A 14,867-nucleotide genomic window follows, 5' to 3' on the forward strand; every position below is an offset into this window, starting at 1 on the left:
CGGGATGACGCCCTCGTTCAATAGCTTTTGGGCAGTTCCAGAACCCGCTCGGCGATGTAGTTCATGATCTGGTGCGGGCTGACCGGGGCGATGCGCGGGATCAGCACCTCGCGCAAGTAACGCTCGACATGGTATTCCTGCGCATAGCCCATGCCGCCCATCGACATGACCGCCGTCTGGCACGCCTCGTATCCCGCCTCTGCGGCCAGGAACTTGGCGGAGTTGGCCTCGGCGCCGCAATCCTCGCCCTTGTCGAACAGGGTGGCGGCCTTGAGCACCATGAGGCTCGCCGCCTCCACTTGCATCCACGCCTTGGCAAGCGGATGCTGGATGCCCTGGTTCTGGCCGATGGGGCGGCCGAACACCACACGTTCGCGGGCATAGCGCGACGCCTTCTGGATCGCCACGCGTCCCAGCCCGGTAGCTTCGGCGCCCAGCAGGATACGTTCGGGATTGAGGCCCTGCAGCAGAATTTTAAAACCCTGCCCTTCCTCGCCGATGCGGTCTTCCTCGGGGATGAACAGGTCGGTGATGAACAGCATGTTCGAGCCGACGGCATGGCGGCCCATCTTGGGAATGATCTGGTGCTCGATGTGCTCGCGGTCGAGCTTGCAGTAGAACAGCGTCAGCCCTTCGGTCTTCTTCTTCACCTGATCGAGCGGCGTCGTGCGCGCGATCAGCAGCATCCGGTCCGCGACGTGCGCATTGGTGATCCAGATCTTCTCGCCATTGACCTTGTAGCCGCCCTCCACCTTTTCGGCGCGGGTCTTGAGGCTGGTGGTGTCGAGCCCGGTGTTGGGCTCGGTAACGGCGAAACACATCTTCTCCTCGCCCGAGAGGATCGGCGGAATCATGCGCTGCTGCTGTTCCTCAGTGCCGAACAGATGCACCGGCTCCAGCCCGAACACCGGCCCGTGGATCGCCGAGGCCGCCGTCATGCCGCCGCCGCTTTCGGCGACCGCCTGCATCATCACCGCCGCTTCGGTAATGCCCAGCCCCGCACCGCCGACCGATTCGGGCATGGCGACGCCCAGCCATCCGGCCTCGGCCATCGACTTGTGAAACTCGAAGGGGAATTCGCCGCTGCGATCCTTTTCCAGCCAGTACTCGTCCGTGAACTGCGAGCAGTGCTTGAGAACCGCTTCGCGGATATTCTGCTGGTCTTCGGTGAGTGAGAAATCCACGGGACTCGACCTTTCCTCTGCACAGGCGCCGCGCCGGAGGCCGGGCCTTTCCCAATTTCGCTTCACTTTGAGCGTGGGCGGGAATTAGCAGCGCCAGGCGCCCCGCACAACCGGCATTGTGCCGATATCGGTTCATCGAACGAAAATACGCATAGACCTGCCATCGCGGCTGCGCTATCAGATTCGCCAGATAACGGAGAGTCAGATGGCCGGAGAGGCACAGGGACAAGAAGCCCCACAGGGCCGCAGCGGACCGCTGGCGGGGATTCGCGTGGTCGATCTCACCAGCGTCGTGTTCGGCCCCTATGCCACACAGATCATGGCCGACATGGGCGCCGAAGTGTTCAAGGTGGAGCCGCCCGCCGGCGACAATACCCGCTGGATCACCGAAGGCCCGGTGCCCGGCATGGGCGGCATCTACGTCAATGTGAATCGCGGCAAGCGCGGTCTGATGCTCGATCTGCGCCGGGACGAGGACAAGGACACATTGCGCCGGCTGATCGCCACGGCGGACGTGTTCATCCATTCGATGCGCGGCAGCGCGATCAAAAAGCTGGGTTTCGATTACGAGGCCGTCCGCGCGATCCGGCCCGATATCGTCTATACCAATTGCTACGGCTATTCGCGGCGCGGGCCCGAAGGCGACAAGCCCGCCTATGACGACACCATCCAGGCCGAATGCGGCATCCCTTACGTGCAGGGGTTGATGAATGGCGAGCCCGGCTATGTCGCCACGATCATGGCGGACAAAGTGGCGGGCCTCCACGCGCTCTACGCCACGATGATGGCGCTGTTCCACCGCGAACGCACGGGTGAGGGGCAGGAAGTGGAAGTCACCATGTTCGAGGCGATGAGCTCGTTCATGCTGGTGGAACACGCCAATGGCGCGATGTTCACGCCGCCGACCACGCCCGCCTTCTATCACCGCGCGGTCGAGAAGAACCGCCGCCCCTACAAGACCAGGGACGGCTACGTCGCCGCGCTGGTCTATAACGACAAACACTGGAATGCCTTCATGGAGGCGATCCAGCCCGCATGGGCCATGGGCGAACGGGGCGAGGAGTTCTCCACTCTCGAAAAGCGCGCGAAGCAGATCGGGCGGGTCTATGGCCTGCTGGGCGAGACGTTCCTCACCCGCACCACGCAGGAATGGCTCGATACGCTGCAGGCCCTGCACATCCCTTGCGCCCCGCTGCGCTCCACCGGCGAGCTGTTCGAGAACGAACACCTCAATGCCATCGGCTTTTTCGAGGAGGTCGAAACCGCGCAGGGCCCCGTCCGCTACCCGGGCGTGCCCACGTGGTTTTCCGCCACGCCCGGCAAAGTCCACGGCCCCTCCCCCCTGCTGGGCGAAGACAACGAAGCCGTGCTGGCCGAACTGGCGGAGAACGCCGAGGCGATTGCTGACGAAGCGGATGCCTCCAAGTGAACAGCGATGTTGATTTGACGGGAAGAGAGCTTAGTCATTCCTGCAAAGCGTGCACCGCTGCCGCAGCTTGGGAGAGCAACTGAAAACCGCCGCGTATGGCGCCCTCTTTTTAGCAGGCACGCGAAAACAACCGGATCGAGATCGAAGAAAGGCAACCCAATGTACGCAGACGATACCAAGGCGGAAGCCACCCCGGCGACCAAGCCCAAGGGCACTCCGGTCTACAAGCGCATCCTCGACCTGTTCGAGGCAGAGGGCATCCGCACCCTCTACGGCATTCCCGATCCGAACTTCGTCCACTTCTTCCTCGAAGCCGAACGCCGTGGCTGGACCGTGGTATCGCCGCACCATGAGGCCGCCGCCGGGTTCATGGCCGAAGCCAGCACCCGCATCACCGGCAAGCCCGCGCTCGCCATCGGCACGCTCGGGCCGGGCATGGCGAACATGATGCCCGCGATCCAGTGCTGCAAGGTCGAGAATTCGCCGGTGATCTTCATGGGCGGCCAGCGCGCCCGCATCACCGAGCGCCGCGTGCGCCGCGGCCGCATCCAGTTCGTGCGTCAGGAACCGATGATCGAGGATTCGGTCAAGTTCTCCAGCTCGATCGAATATGCCGACCAGACCGACGAGATCGTGCGCGAGGCGATCCGCGTCGCCATGTCGGGCACGCCCGGCCCCTGCTACATCGAATATCCGCACCACGTCGTGCTCGAAGAGCTGGACGTTCCCGAAGTCCTGCCGCCGCACCGCTACCGCCTGACCAATCAGGGCGCCGACGGCGACCGCATCGCCGAAGCCGCAGAGCTGATCGCGAATGCCAAGAACCCGGTCATTCTGGCGGGCCATGGCGTTTACACCAGCAAGTCCGGCGCGGCAGTGAAGGATCTGGCGCTCAAGATCGGCGCGCCGGTGATCCAGACCTCGGGCGGCACCGCCTTCATCGAGGGGATCGAGGACCGCACCTTCCCTTACGGCTTCTCCGAAGTTTCGATCGATGCGGTGGTCGACAGCGACCTGTGCATCGCGCTCGGCACCGAACTCGGCGAGCCGAGCCACTACGGCCGCTGGCGCCACTGGGTGGATAACGAAGCCAACCGCAAGTGGATCTACGTCCAGCAGGACCCGACCGCGATCGGCGTCAACCGCCAGATCGACTGCCCGCTGGTGGGCGATCTGCGCGCCGTGGTGCCGCAGCTCGTGCGCGCGCTGGAAGGCAAGACCCTGCCCGGCCACCCGCGCCTTGAGGAGTTCATCAAGGGCGATGCGCAGCAGATCAAGGATCTGGACGAGGAATCGCAGACCCGCGACGACGGCACCGGCAACGTGCCGATGAACACGGCCCGCTTCATCGTGGAAGCCACCAAGGCGTTCCCGAAGGACGGCATCATGATCCGCGACGGCGGCGCCACGGTGATCTACACCTGGACCTACAACATGGCGAAGCCGCACGACGTGATCTGGAACCAGAACTACGGCCACATCGGCACCGGCCTGCCCTATGCCACCGGCGCCATGCTGGCCGATCAGGCCGCGACCGGCAAAGTCCGCCCGGGTATGCTGGTGACGTCGGACTCCTCGTTCCTGTTCCACATCGGCGAACTGGAAGTGGCGGTGCGCAAGAACCTGCCGCTGGTCTGCGTCGTCGGCGTGGACTTCCAGTGGGGCCTCGAAGTCGGCGTCTATCGCATGACGTTCGGCGAAGGCACCAATGAGGCGGGCGTGCACTGGTCCGACAAGGTCCGCTTCGACAAGATCGCCGAAGGCTTCGGCGCCGCCGGTGAATTCGTCACCGACGCAGCCGACATCGCGCCTGCCATCGAACGCGCCTATGCCCGCGGCGGCGTGACGGTGATCCATTGCAAGATCGATCCGGTCGCCAATGCCACGGACAAGCCCCAGTACAGCGAATTCCGCACCTGGTACGCCGAAGGCACGCAGTAACGTAAATATCCTCCCCCATCAGGGGGAGGGGGACCACCCGTTAGGGTGGTGGAGGGGCACGGGCAGTCAATCGCTCCCTCTCGACGGCAAGCAAACCGCCTGTGCCCCTCCACCATGCTGCGCATGGTCCCCCTCCCCGTTCCGGGGAGGAATGGGAGACTACCATGCGCAACTACACCCAGTTCTACATCGACGGCCGCTTTGTCGATCCGATCACCCCCCGCACGGCGGAAGTCATCAACCCGGCCACCGAAGCCGTTTCCGGCACCATCTCGCTCGGCTCGCCTGCCGATGTCGATCTCGCCGTCGCCGCCGCGCGCAAGGCTTTCGCCAGCTATTCGCAGACGTCTGCGCAGGAACGGCTCGAACTGCTCCAGACGATTCAGGCCGAATACGCCAGGCGCGAAGAGGAACTGGGCGAGGCGATCATGGAAGAGATGGGCGCCCCGCGTCCGCTCGCCTGCGGTTTCCACACCATGCTTGGCAGCGGCCACCTCAATACCGCGATCGAAGTGCTCAAGACCTTCAAGTTCGAGGAAGAGCGCGGCGTTACCCTGATCCGCAAGGAGCCGATCGGCGTGTGCGGGCTGATCACGCCGTGGAACTGGCCGATGAACCAGACTTGCGTGAAGATCTTCCCCGCGCTCGCCGCCGGGTGCACGATGATCCTCAAGCCGCCGCAACTCGCTCCCTATTCGGCCCAGATCCTCGCCGAGATCCTGCACGAGTCGGGTGTGCCCGCCGGTGTCTTCAACATGGTGCAGGGCAAGGGCAGCGAAATCGGCACCGCGCTTTCCACCCATGAGGACGTGGACATGATCTCCTTCACCGGCTCCGAGCCGGTGGGCGTGCAGATCCAGAAGGATGCCGCCGATACCGTCAAGCGCGTCGGGCTGGAACTGGGCGGCAAGAGCGCGTGGATCGTGCTCGACGACGCCTCGCTCGCCACCCATGTCGCGGGCGCGACGGCGGGCATGATGGGCAATTCGGGCCAGACCTGCTCGGCCGGTTCGCGCCTGCTGGTGCCCAATTCGCGCATGGAAGAGGTGAAGAAGGCCGCTGCCGAGGCTGCCAATGCCGTGACCGTGGGCGATCCCACCGGCAACTTCGCCATGGGCCCGGTCGTCTCCAAGAGCCAGTACGACATCATCCAGGGCTATATCGAAAAGGGTCTGGAAGAAGGCGCCGAACTGGTCGCCGGCGGCCCGGGCCGCCCCGAAGGGCTGGACAAGGGCTGCTACGTGAAGCCCACCGTGTTCGTGGGCACCAACGACATGGTGATTTCACGCGAGGAGATCTTCGGCCCGGTGCTCGTCATCATCGGCTACGACGATCTGGACCATGCCGTGGAAATCGCCAACGATTCGAATTTCGGTCTCGGCGGCTATGTCTCGGGCGAGGATCTCGATGCCTGCCGCGAGGTTTCGCGCAAGATACGCACCGGCGCGATCTGGGTGAACGGCGGTTTCGACTTCCACGCTCCGTTCGGCGGCTACAAGCGTTCGGGCAACGGGCGCGAATGGGGCGAATACGGGCTGCACGAATATCTGGAAGTGAAGGCGGTGATCGGCTGGAACCCGGCCTGACCGGACGCTTCGCGCCGGAATTTGCAAGCGGCCCGGATGTCTTGCGGCATCCGGGCCGTTTTGCGCTGGCTGCATCGACGCGGCCCGTTCCAACCAGAATTTAACCGATGCCGCCTAAGGCGTGGGAGCGACAAGGAAGGATCGTTCCATGACCGCCCATACCCACGGTGAAGTTTTCGGTGACGCCGCCAAGGCCGCGTTCGCGGCTGCCTATCCCAAACAGTTCTGCAAACTGGAGCACACACTCACCGACGAGCCGCTGCTGACGCTGGATGCCCTGGCCACGCTGGCCGCCGCGCTTCCCGAAGATAGCATCGAATACAATCCCGGCGCCCTGCCCATCGGCATCGCTCCGGAAGACGTTCCGGCCAGCAGCCTTGGCGTGGTGGAAACCATCCGCAACATCGGTGAGAGCGGATCGTGGGTCGTGCTCAAGCGGATCGAACAGATCCCGGCCTATGCCGCCCTGCTCGAAAGCGTGCTGGGCGAACTCAACGGCACCGTCTTCCCGCGCACGGGCGAAATGCTGCGGCATGAGGGATTCATCTTCGTATCCTCCCCCAACGCTGTGACGCCGTTTCACTTCGATCCCGAACACAACATCCTGCTCCAGCTTGCCGGATCGAAGACGATGACGCTGTTTCCCGCCGGAGACGAAGCGATCAGCCCGCCCCGCGTGCACGAAGCCTTCCACATGGGAGAGCACCACCGCAACCTGCCCTATTCGCAGGACTTCGCCGGACGCGGCACGGCCATCACCATCAACCCGGGCGAGGCCATCCACGTCCCGGTGAAATCGCCGCACTGGGTGCAGGTCGGCCCCGGCGCACCTTCCATCTCGCTATCGATCACCTGGCGTTCGGAATGGAGCTATGCCGAAGCCGACGCCCGCGCCTTCAATCGCGCCTTGCGCAAGTTCGGCCTGGATCCCGCCAGCCCGCGCCCCTTCCCGGCGCGGAACATGGGCAAGGCGCTGATCTGGCGGGCGATAGAGCGGGCGAATGCCATGCTGAGGCCGAAACCGCCGGCCACCTGAACGCCCGGCCCGGTCAGCCCCTGTCCGCAAAGTAGCGGGCCATGCCTTCGGCGGCCTTGTCGGTCAATTCGATGAAGGCACGCCGCCTGTCGCTGTCATCGCACACGCGCGCAAACAGGTCCGCTTCAACCATTTGCCCGATCCAGCGCAGGGCCGTAGTCGGCGGAACGCCAGAGGCGATGCACAGCGAAGTGACCGAAACGCGCTTGTGCTCTACCCGCGCGGCCGTGAGGTCAAGCAACATGTCCCAGGCCGGATCGGCGAACAGACCCGAATCGAAATACCGCGCGCGCTGCTGGCGCTGGCGGATGATCTTGCGCACCAAGCGTGCATCGGGAAGCGGCGGCCGGGCGGCATAGCGGTTCCCGTTCTTCGGCAATCCGATCTCGTCGATCATCCGCCCCGAAGCAACGCTTGCGAACCGGAAAGCCCCGTTCCCCGCATCCTTGACTACCGTACCATCGGGCGCGAGCCGTTCGATCGTTCCGGCAATCTGCCCGACCTGCTCCGACAAGCGCAGCAGCATCAGCCGGTCGTCTTCGGAAAGCTCGCGCAGGCGGGACGGGCCAAGCCCGGCCAGCACCTGCCCCAGCGCGATCACCCGTTCGGCGCGGTTGGGATCGACCAGCAGCACCGGCGCGGACTGGTCCATGCAGGAAAACACCGCATCGAGCGCGGCCACGCTGGTCGATACGATCAGCCGCGCCTCACAGCGGGCGGCCCGCATATCGAGCCGGGCCAGCGCCGCCAGCGTCTGCGCATCGGCTTGCGGGCAATCGACCAGCACGACATCGCCGAGCGGCTGCGCGGAACCTTCCAGCAGATCTGCCAGCGCCCCGGCGGCTGTGACGGTAAGCCCTGCCGCTTGCGCATCGTCCTGAATAGTGGCGCGCAAGTGCGCCCGGTCCGCAAAGACCGATAGCGCCACCGGCAGACCGCCTGGCGCCATGCCCCGGTCCGCCGCCCGGGACGAATAGGCAAAGTCCGGCTGAAGAAAATCCGTCTCGCGCATCTGTTCCGACTCCCTGCTCATCGATAGGAACAAGAATGGAACAAAAAAGGATCAAGTCAAGAATGATACCGATACGCCCGGGTTAAATCCCTGCAAGCCCGCCAGCCGCCGCCGCGTAGCTTCGACGGCATGCCCTCAAGGCCACCAGCCCGTCAGTTCGCGGCGCACCAGCGTTTCCATCATCGCCATGCCCGGCGCACGATCGTTGAGACAGGCCAGCGTGGTATAGCGCTCCCCGCCCGCACTTTCGAACACTTCGCGCCCGCGGATCGCCAGCTCCTCCAGCGTTTCCACGCAGTCCGCGGAAAAGCCCGGCGCGGCAATGGCCAGACGCCGGGTGCCTGCTTTCGCTTCGTTTTCCAGCACGGACTCGGTCGCCGGTTCGAGCCACTTGGCCCGGCCGAAACGCGACTGAAACGAAGTTTCGACCCGCAGCCCCGGCAGCCGCTGTACCAGCCGCTCGCCCAGCAGACGCGCGGTCTTGCGGCAATGGCAGTGGTAGGGATCGCCCAGGTGCAGCGTGCGTTCGGGCATGCCGTGGAAGGACAGCAGCAGCACTTCCGGCTCGAAATCGAGCCCGGCCATTTGCGCGGCGATATCCTCTTCCAGCGCGGCGATATAGGCGGGATCGTCGTGATAGGGCGGCAGCGTGCGGATGGCAGGCTGCCAGCGCATCGCGCGCAAGGCATCTCCCAAAGCATCCATCACCGAAGCCGTCGTCGCGCCCGAATATTGCGGATAGAGCGGCGCGATCAGGATGCGATCGCACCCGGCCGCTTTCATCGCTTCCAGCTTCGCGGGAATGGACGGGTTGCCGTAGCGCATCGCCCAATCGACCTGCACGCCCTCGCCCAGCCGCACCTGCAGCCCTTCGGCCTGCGCGGCCGTGACCGCCGCGAGCGGAGAGCCCTTGTCCGTCCAGACCTGGGCATAGGCATGGGCGGACTTGGCCGGACGGGTGCGCAGGATCACCCCGTGCAGGATCGCCCTCCAGATGACAGGCGGGATTTCCACCACGCGCGGGTCCGAGAGAAATTCCGCCAGATAGCGGCGCACGGCGGCAGGCGTGGGCGCATCGGGCGTGCCGAGATTGACGAGCAGCACACCGGTGCCGGAGGCCGCTACGGGGGGATGATCGGGCGGCAGCATCACAATTCCTCATCGAACAGCGGAAGGCGGCGAAAGCGCAGCCCCGTTGCGGAAAACAGCGCGTTGGCGACGGCGGGCGCGGCCACCGCAACGCCCAGTTCGCCCGGATCGGCAGGCTCGGCCGCGCTTTCGACGAAAGCCACGTCGATCGCCGGGCACTCCGCCAGTGCGGGCAGGCTGAGATCGCTCAACCGCTCGGCGCCCGGCCGTCCGCCCTCGTAGCGGATCGAGCAGCCCAGCGCGAGCCCGAGGCCGAACACCAGCCCGCCCTCGATCTGCTGGCGGGCGATATCGAGATTCACGATGCGCCCGATGTCGGCCACGGCGCTCAGCTTGTCCACCCGCACCCCGTTCTCGTCACGCCGGGCACTGGCGACCACGGCGATGCGGCCTTCCCCGATCACATGGCAGGCAATGCCCTGCCCGCTGTTATCGCCGCCGCCGCCCCATTGCGCCAGCGCCGCGGCGCGCTGGAGACATTCGGCCAGACGCGGATCCTTGCCCAGCATCGCCATGCGGTAGGACAGCGGCTCGCGCCCGGCCTTGTGCGCCATTTCATCGACGAAACTCTCGTTGAAGAAGGCCGTGTAGCCGTGGGCATTGCCGCGCAGGCGCGCGGCCGGCAGGGCAATTTCCACCGGGATGTGATCGACCGCGACGTGGGGAATCGCATAGACCGGAACCGCGCCTTCCAGCGCGAGCGGGTCCGCCTTTCCGGCGGCGGCGCGGATCGCTTCGGCAGGGCTGTCCCCGCCGAACAGGCGGCGGCCGAACTCCTGGGCGCTGGGCGGCATCGCCACGCGCGCGCGCCAGCCCGCGATCCCGCCATCGGTATCGAACCGCCCGGCCATGACCGCCACGACCGGCGCGCGCGGCAGCCCTGCGCGCATCTCTTCGCTGCGGGACCAGGTAAGCTGCACCGGGCGGCCGGTTTCCTTCGCGATGACCACCGCTTCCACCACATGGCCGAACTCCAGGCGCCGGTCGAAACTGCCGCCGCAGGGCATCGGATAGAGCACCACTTGCGAAACTTCGATCCCAGCGGCCCGCGCCGCGGCCACACGTGTGGCCTCCGGCACTTGCGTGCCGGCCCAGATCTCCAGCCGCCCATTCTCCAGCCGCACGGTCACGCTGGCCGTCTCGATCGTGGCATGCACGGCCGGGGCGACCTCATAGCGCAGTTGCAGCGGCAAGCCGCCCTTCACCACCGCCATGTCGCCCGAGGCATGGATGCGGTGCACCGGCCCGGCGCGCATCGCGTCGTCCAGCGCATTGTCGATCCCAGAGCTCTCGATCCCGGCGGCGACCTTGAAACGCGGCTTCATCCGGGTCAGTGCGGTATCGGCGGTCCACCAGTCGCGCGCGGCGGCGGCCACCCAGCCATCGCCTTTCACGGCCTGCACAAAGCCCTTCATGCGTTTGGCAGGCCCCTCGTCGATCCCGGCCAGCGAGGCGCTGACGCCCAGCGGGGCATGGCGGATCGCGGCATGGAGCATGTCCGGCAGCCGCACGTCCCCGGCGAAAGTCCACGAGCCATCGACCTTGGACGGCAGGTCGAGCCGGGGATAGCCCAGCGGCGCGCCGGGCGGGAACTGGCCGGGCTCCTCGGCCATGGCGGCAGGGCGCAACGGCGGCGTGGGCGGCGGCGCGAAAGCCGCGGCCTCCCCGGCCAGCGCCCCGAACGGCAGGCGTTTGCCCTCATGCACCACGAAGCCGTCCTGCGTATCGCATGTTTCCCAGGCGGCGTTCCAGCGCGCAGCGGCGGCCTGCATCAGCATCGCCCGCGCCGAGGCAGCGGCCGCGCGTGCGGGAGCTTCATAGGCCGCCAGCGACATGCCATCGGCGGTGGCGTTGAAACGGTGATCCTCGGCCCAGCGGCGGGTGACGAACCCGTCCGGATCGTCCGCCAGCGAAGGCATGAGCGGCATCCACAGCGGCGCCCAGCGCGCGGCCAGCGCAAAGTTGGCATAGAGCGCGCTCACCGGCGCGGGTTCCACCGCCACCTGCCGCCAGTCCGCACCCAGTTCATGCGCCACGATCTGCGGGATCAGGGTGGTTATCCCCTGCCCCATCTCCACTTGCGGCACGGCCACCGAGACGACCCCGTCCGTGCCGATCTTGATCCAGGCATCGAACGCGAATTCGCCTTCGCCCGGCGTCAGCGGCAGGGGAAAATGGCGCGGGCGCAGGGCATAGCCCAGCGCAAGCCCGCCTCCGGCCAGCGCCCCGATCAGGATGCCGCGCCGGGATACCGCCATCAGTGGCTGTCCAGCCAGTCCGCGACCTTGCGCGCCAGAGCCGCGAAAGCATCGGCCTGCGGCCCCTCGCCCGCCGCCGTGGGCGTGCCTGCGTCGCTTTCCCGGCGGATCGCGATATCGAGCGGGATGCGGCCCAGGAAATCGGCGCCCATCGTTTGGGCGCAGGCTTCGGCGCCGCCGCTGCCGAACGGATCGCTCGTTTCGCCGCAATGCGGGCACACGTAACCGGCCATGTTCTCGACCATGCCGATCACCGGCACGCCGCCCTTCTCGAACAGTTCGGCCGCCCGCGCCGCATCGATCAGCGCCAGATCCTGCGGCGTGGAGACGATCACCGCGCCTGCGGGCTTGAACTTCTGCAGCATGGTAAGCTGGATGTCGCCCGTGCCCGGCGGCAGATCCACCACCAGCACTTCGGCATCGTCCCAATGCCCTTCGAGCAATTGCGTCAGCGCGCCCGAGGCCATCGGCCCGCGCCAGGCAATCGCCTGCCCCGGATCGGACAAGTGCGCCATCGACAGTACCGGCACGCCCCACCGGCTCGCCACCGGCACCAGACGGTTGTCATGCGCGACCGGGCGCTGGCCTTCGGTGCCCAGCAGCCGCGCCTGCGAAGGGCCGTAGATATCGGCATCGACCAGCCCGGCCTTGCACCCTGCCCGCGAGAGCGCGACGGCCAGATTCGCCGATACGGTGGACTTGCCGACGCCGCCCTTGCCCGAGCCGACCGCGATGATGCGCGGAGCCGCTTTCACCGCGCCCGCGCCATCGGGCTTGTCCGCCATCAGCGCCACGCGCACTTCGGAAACGCCCTGCACCGCTTCCAGCGCGCTGGTGACGGAAGTTTCCAGCCCGGCCCGCGCACGGGCATCCAGGCCGGACGCGTCGAGCACGATCGTCACCCGGCCATCGGCCAGCCGCAGCGACTGTACCCGTGCGGCGGCTTCCGGTGCCAGAAATGTCTTCAGGTGATCGGAAGCGTCGTTGGTCATGCAATCTCCGGATTGGCACCGTGTGCCGTCTTGTGCCGCCCCTTCGGGCGGCGGGATTGCCGCTCAGGTGGCCCAGTCGCGGAAAAAGGGCAAGAGAGGCCCTGTTATTTGCGGCACGGGTTCTTATAGATAGCCCCATGAAAGCAATCGGTGATGCGACAATGACCCCGGGTGGAGGCGATGGACTGGCTATGGCAGGCCGCAACAGCCCCTGGGGAGGCAGCGGTGGAAACGGCGGCGGTGACGGCGACGGACCCAACGGCGAAGGCGGCGATGACAAGTCGGGGGGGGATACCCCGGACGAAGGTAGCAATGGGGGCAGCAGCGGCGAAAGCGGACCGCGCAACCCGTGGCTGCCCAGCGGCGAAACCCCGCCTCGCAGGTCTGCCAGCATAGAGGACATCTTCCGCGGCGGCGGCCCGCGCAAGCCGGGCGGCGGTCCGCGCGGCCCCGGCGGCGGCTTTCCGCAAATGCCGCGCCGCCCGGACGGCAAGTCCTGGCTGCCGCTGGGCATCGGCGTGGCAGTGGCGGCGCTGCTGGGCCTTTCCATGGTCCACATGGTCGGCCCCAAGGAGCAGGGCATCGTCACGATGTTCGGCAAATACGCGCGCCCGATCGATTCCGGCATCAGCCTGACGCTGCCCTGGCCGATCGAGCAGGTCGACATCGAAGACGTGCGCTCGTTCCGGGTCGACATGATCCCGGATAGCGACAACGAAAAGCTGATGCTGACGAGCGACAAGAACCTCGTCGATCTCAGCTATCTGGTCCGCTGGAACATCAAGAACCTGAAGGACTACAAGTTCCGCCTCAGCGATCCCGAGGAAACCGTGCGCGAAGTGGCCGAAGCCGCCATGCGCGCCTCGATCGCGCAGATCTCGCTCAACGATGCCATTTCCGGGGCGGGCCGCGCCCAGGTGGAGCAGGACGTGCGCGAGCGCATGCAGCGCATTCTCGACTACTACAAGTCGGGCGTCGCGGTGCAGGGCGTGGAGATCAAGAAGGCCGACCCGCCCGCCAAGACCAAGGCTGCCTTCGAGCAGGTGACGGTCGCCCAGCAGGAAGCCGAGCGCGACCGCAGCGAGGCCCGTGCCTGGGCGCAGCAGCAGCTCGCCAGCGCGCAGGGCAACGCCTCGCAGTTCGACAAGGTCTACGAACAGTACAAGCTGGCCCCCGAAGTGACGAAGCGCCGCATGTATTACGAAACGATGGAAAGCGTCCTGCAGGACAACGACACCGTCGTTGCCGATGCCAAGGGCGTGACGTCCTATCTGCCGCTTCCCGAAGTGAAACGGCGTGAAGAGGCCGCCCCTTCCACCACCGTCACCGCCAAGGGAGGCCAGTGATGCAGCACCTGTGGCAGAACTACAAAGCCGCCCTGATCGTGCTGGCGGTGATCGTGGCCGGCGTGATGATGAGCATCATCATCGTGCCCGAGGATCAGCAGGCCGTCGTCATCCAGGGTGGTAAGCCTGTGCGCGTGTACAACGCCTACGATCCCAAGGCGGATTTCGGGCAGACCCAGGCCGGCATTCACTGGCGCATTCCCGGCTATGAACGCGTGCAGCGCATCGACAAGCGCCTGCTTTCGGTCGACATGCAGTCGCAGCAGGTCCTTTCGACGGATCAACAGCGCCTCAACGTCGATGCTTATGCCCGCTACCGCATCATCGATCCGGTCAAGATGGTTCAGGCCGCGGGCACGACCGAGCGGGTGACTCAGCAGCTCGAACCCATCCTTTCCTCGGTCGTGCGCCAGGAACTGGGCAAGCGCACGTTCCAGTCGCTGCTCACCGCCGAACGCGGCAAGGCGATGGCGAACATCCGTGACCTGCTGGACCGCGAAGCGCGTGAATACGGCGCACAGGTCGTAGACGTGCGGATCAAGCGCGCCGACCTGCCCGAAGGCGCGCTGGCCAGCGCCTTCACCCGGATGGAAGCCTCCCGCCAGGAAGAAGCCAAGACGATCAAGGCGAAAGGCCAGCGCGACGCGCAGATCATCCGGGCCGACGCGGAAGCGCAGGCGGCCAAGATCTATGCCGATGCCTTCGGCAAGGATCCGGCTTTTTATGACTTCTACCGCTCGATGCAGAGCTATCGAGTCGCATTTGCCAAGGGCGACAGTGCGAAGACCTTCCTGCTGTCACCGGACAACGCCTACCTGAAACGCTTCAAGGCCCCATAATCGGCTAAAAAGCGCCAAAAAAGGGCTCAACACCGCCCCCATTCAATCCCGGTTAAGCCGTCAGGGCGTCAATCGGGCCGGGGTCGAAGGGATGG

The 14,867-nt window shown here is 66.1% G+C and carries 11 protein-coding genes; 6 read left to right on the forward strand and 5 right to left on the reverse strand.

Annotation, left to right across the window (positions count from 1 at the left end):
* Window positions 1-17: 17 nt before the first annotated feature.
* Window positions 18-1,184, reverse strand: coding sequence for an acyl-CoA dehydrogenase family protein (locus MTR66_RS08765; RefSeq protein ID WP_243919857.1), 1,167 nt, complete (start codon window positions 1,182-1,184; stop codon window positions 18-20).
* Between the two features lie 205 nt (window positions 1,185-1,389).
* Between MTR66_RS08765 and MTR66_RS08770 the strand changes: the two genes are divergently transcribed.
* The 4 genes from MTR66_RS08770 (at window position 1,390) to MTR66_RS08785 (ending at window position 7,176) form a co-directional block, all read left to right on the forward strand.
* Entirely contained in the window at window positions 1,390-2,613 is a 1,224-nt protein-coding gene (locus MTR66_RS08770) for a CaiB/BaiF CoA transferase family protein (protein WP_243919858.1), read from the forward strand.
* 159 nt (window positions 2,614-2,772) lie between these two features.
* On the forward strand, window positions 2,773-4,554 hold the full coding sequence (locus tag MTR66_RS08775) for a thiamine pyrophosphate-binding protein (RefSeq protein ID WP_243919859.1): 1,782 nt from the start codon (window positions 2,773-2,775) through the stop codon (window positions 4,552-4,554).
* Window positions 4,555-4,718: 164 nt separating this feature from the next.
* On the forward strand, window positions 4,719-6,140 hold the full coding sequence (locus MTR66_RS08780) for an aldehyde dehydrogenase family protein (protein ID WP_243919860.1): 1,422 nt from the start codon (window positions 4,719-4,721) through the stop codon (window positions 6,138-6,140).
* 148 nt (window positions 6,141-6,288) lie between these two features.
* A complete protein-coding gene (locus MTR66_RS08785; RefSeq protein WP_243919861.1) occupies window positions 6,289-7,176 on the forward strand; it encodes a cupin-like domain-containing protein in 888 nt (295 codons plus the stop codon).
* A gap of 13 nt (window positions 7,177-7,189) precedes the next feature.
* Here MTR66_RS08785 and MTR66_RS08790 read toward each other — a convergent pair whose 3' ends face one another.
* The 4 genes from MTR66_RS08790 to MTR66_RS08805 form a co-directional block, all read right to left on the reverse strand.
* On the reverse strand, window positions 7,190-8,188 hold the full coding sequence (locus MTR66_RS08790) for a helix-turn-helix domain-containing protein (protein WP_243919862.1): 999 nt from the start codon (window positions 8,186-8,188) through the stop codon (window positions 7,190-7,192).
* 135 nt (window positions 8,189-8,323) lie between these two features.
* Window positions 8,324-9,337: a ferrochelatase gene (gene hemH / locus MTR66_RS08795; RefSeq protein WP_243919864.1), complete on the reverse strand. Its 1,014-nt coding sequence runs from the start codon at window positions 9,335-9,337 to the stop codon at window positions 8,324-8,326.
* Window positions 9,337-11,595, reverse strand: coding sequence for a molybdopterin cofactor-binding domain-containing protein (locus tag MTR66_RS08800; protein WP_243919865.1), 2,259 nt, complete (start codon window positions 11,593-11,595; stop codon window positions 9,337-9,339). Before MTR66_RS08800 ends, hemH begins: the two co-directional genes overlap by 1 nt.
* Entirely contained in the window at window positions 11,595-12,587 is a 993-nt protein-coding gene (locus MTR66_RS08805) for an Mrp/NBP35 family ATP-binding protein (RefSeq protein ID WP_243919867.1), read from the reverse strand. Before MTR66_RS08805 ends, MTR66_RS08800 begins: the two co-directional genes overlap by 1 nt.
* A 191-nt stretch (window positions 12,588-12,778) precedes the next feature.
* Between MTR66_RS08805 and hflK the strand changes: the two genes are divergently transcribed.
* Together hflK and hflC are read left to right on the forward strand one after the other, a co-directional pair.
* On the forward strand, window positions 12,779-13,933 hold the full coding sequence (gene hflK, locus MTR66_RS08810; protein WP_243920223.1) for a protease modulator HflK: 1,155 nt from the start codon (window positions 12,779-12,781) through the stop codon (window positions 13,931-13,933).
* Window positions 13,933-14,772, forward strand: a complete 840-nt coding sequence (gene hflC / locus MTR66_RS08815) for a protease modulator HflC (protein WP_243919869.1) — start codon at window positions 13,933-13,935, stop codon at window positions 14,770-14,772. The genes hflK and hflC overlap by 1 nt, the downstream gene beginning before the upstream one ends.
* Window positions 14,773-14,867 lie beyond the last annotated feature (95 nt).

The organism is Novosphingobium beihaiense (assembly GCF_022832375.1).
GTDB lineage: Bacteria > Pseudomonadota > Alphaproteobacteria > Sphingomonadales > Sphingomonadaceae > Novosphingobium > Novosphingobium beihaiensis.

Coding starts and splice junctions, on each gene's coding strand:
- MTR66_RS08800 (WP_243919865.1), bottom strand. CDS start 11,595: ATGGCGGTATCCCGGCGCGGCATCCTGATCGGGGCGCTGGCCGGAGGC.
- hemH (WP_243919864.1), bottom strand. CDS start 9,337: ATGCTGCCGCCCGATCATCCCCCCGTAGCGGCCTCCGGCACCGGTGTG.
- hflC (WP_243919869.1), top strand. CDS start 13,933: ATGCAGCACCTGTGGCAGAACTACAAAGCCGCCCTGATCGTGCTGGCG.
- MTR66_RS08805 (WP_243919867.1), bottom strand. CDS start 12,587: ATGACCAACGACGCTTCCGATCACCTGAAGACATTTCTGGCACCGGAA.
- MTR66_RS08775 (WP_243919859.1), top strand. CDS start 2,773: ATGTACGCAGACGATACCAAGGCGGAAGCCACCCCGGCGACCAAGCCC.
- MTR66_RS08770 (WP_243919858.1), top strand. CDS start 1,390: ATGGCCGGAGAGGCACAGGGACAAGAAGCCCCACAGGGCCGCAGCGGA.
- MTR66_RS08785 (WP_243919861.1), top strand. CDS start 6,289: ATGACCGCCCATACCCACGGTGAAGTTTTCGGTGACGCCGCCAAGGCC.
- hflK (WP_243920223.1), top strand. CDS start 12,779: ATGGCAGGCCGCAACAGCCCCTGGGGAGGCAGCGGTGGAAACGGCGGC.
- MTR66_RS08780 (WP_243919860.1), top strand. CDS start 4,719: ATGCGCAACTACACCCAGTTCTACATCGACGGCCGCTTTGTCGATCCG.
- MTR66_RS08790 (WP_243919862.1), bottom strand. CDS start 8,188: ATGCGCGAGACGGATTTTCTTCAGCCGGACTTTGCCTATTCGTCCCGG.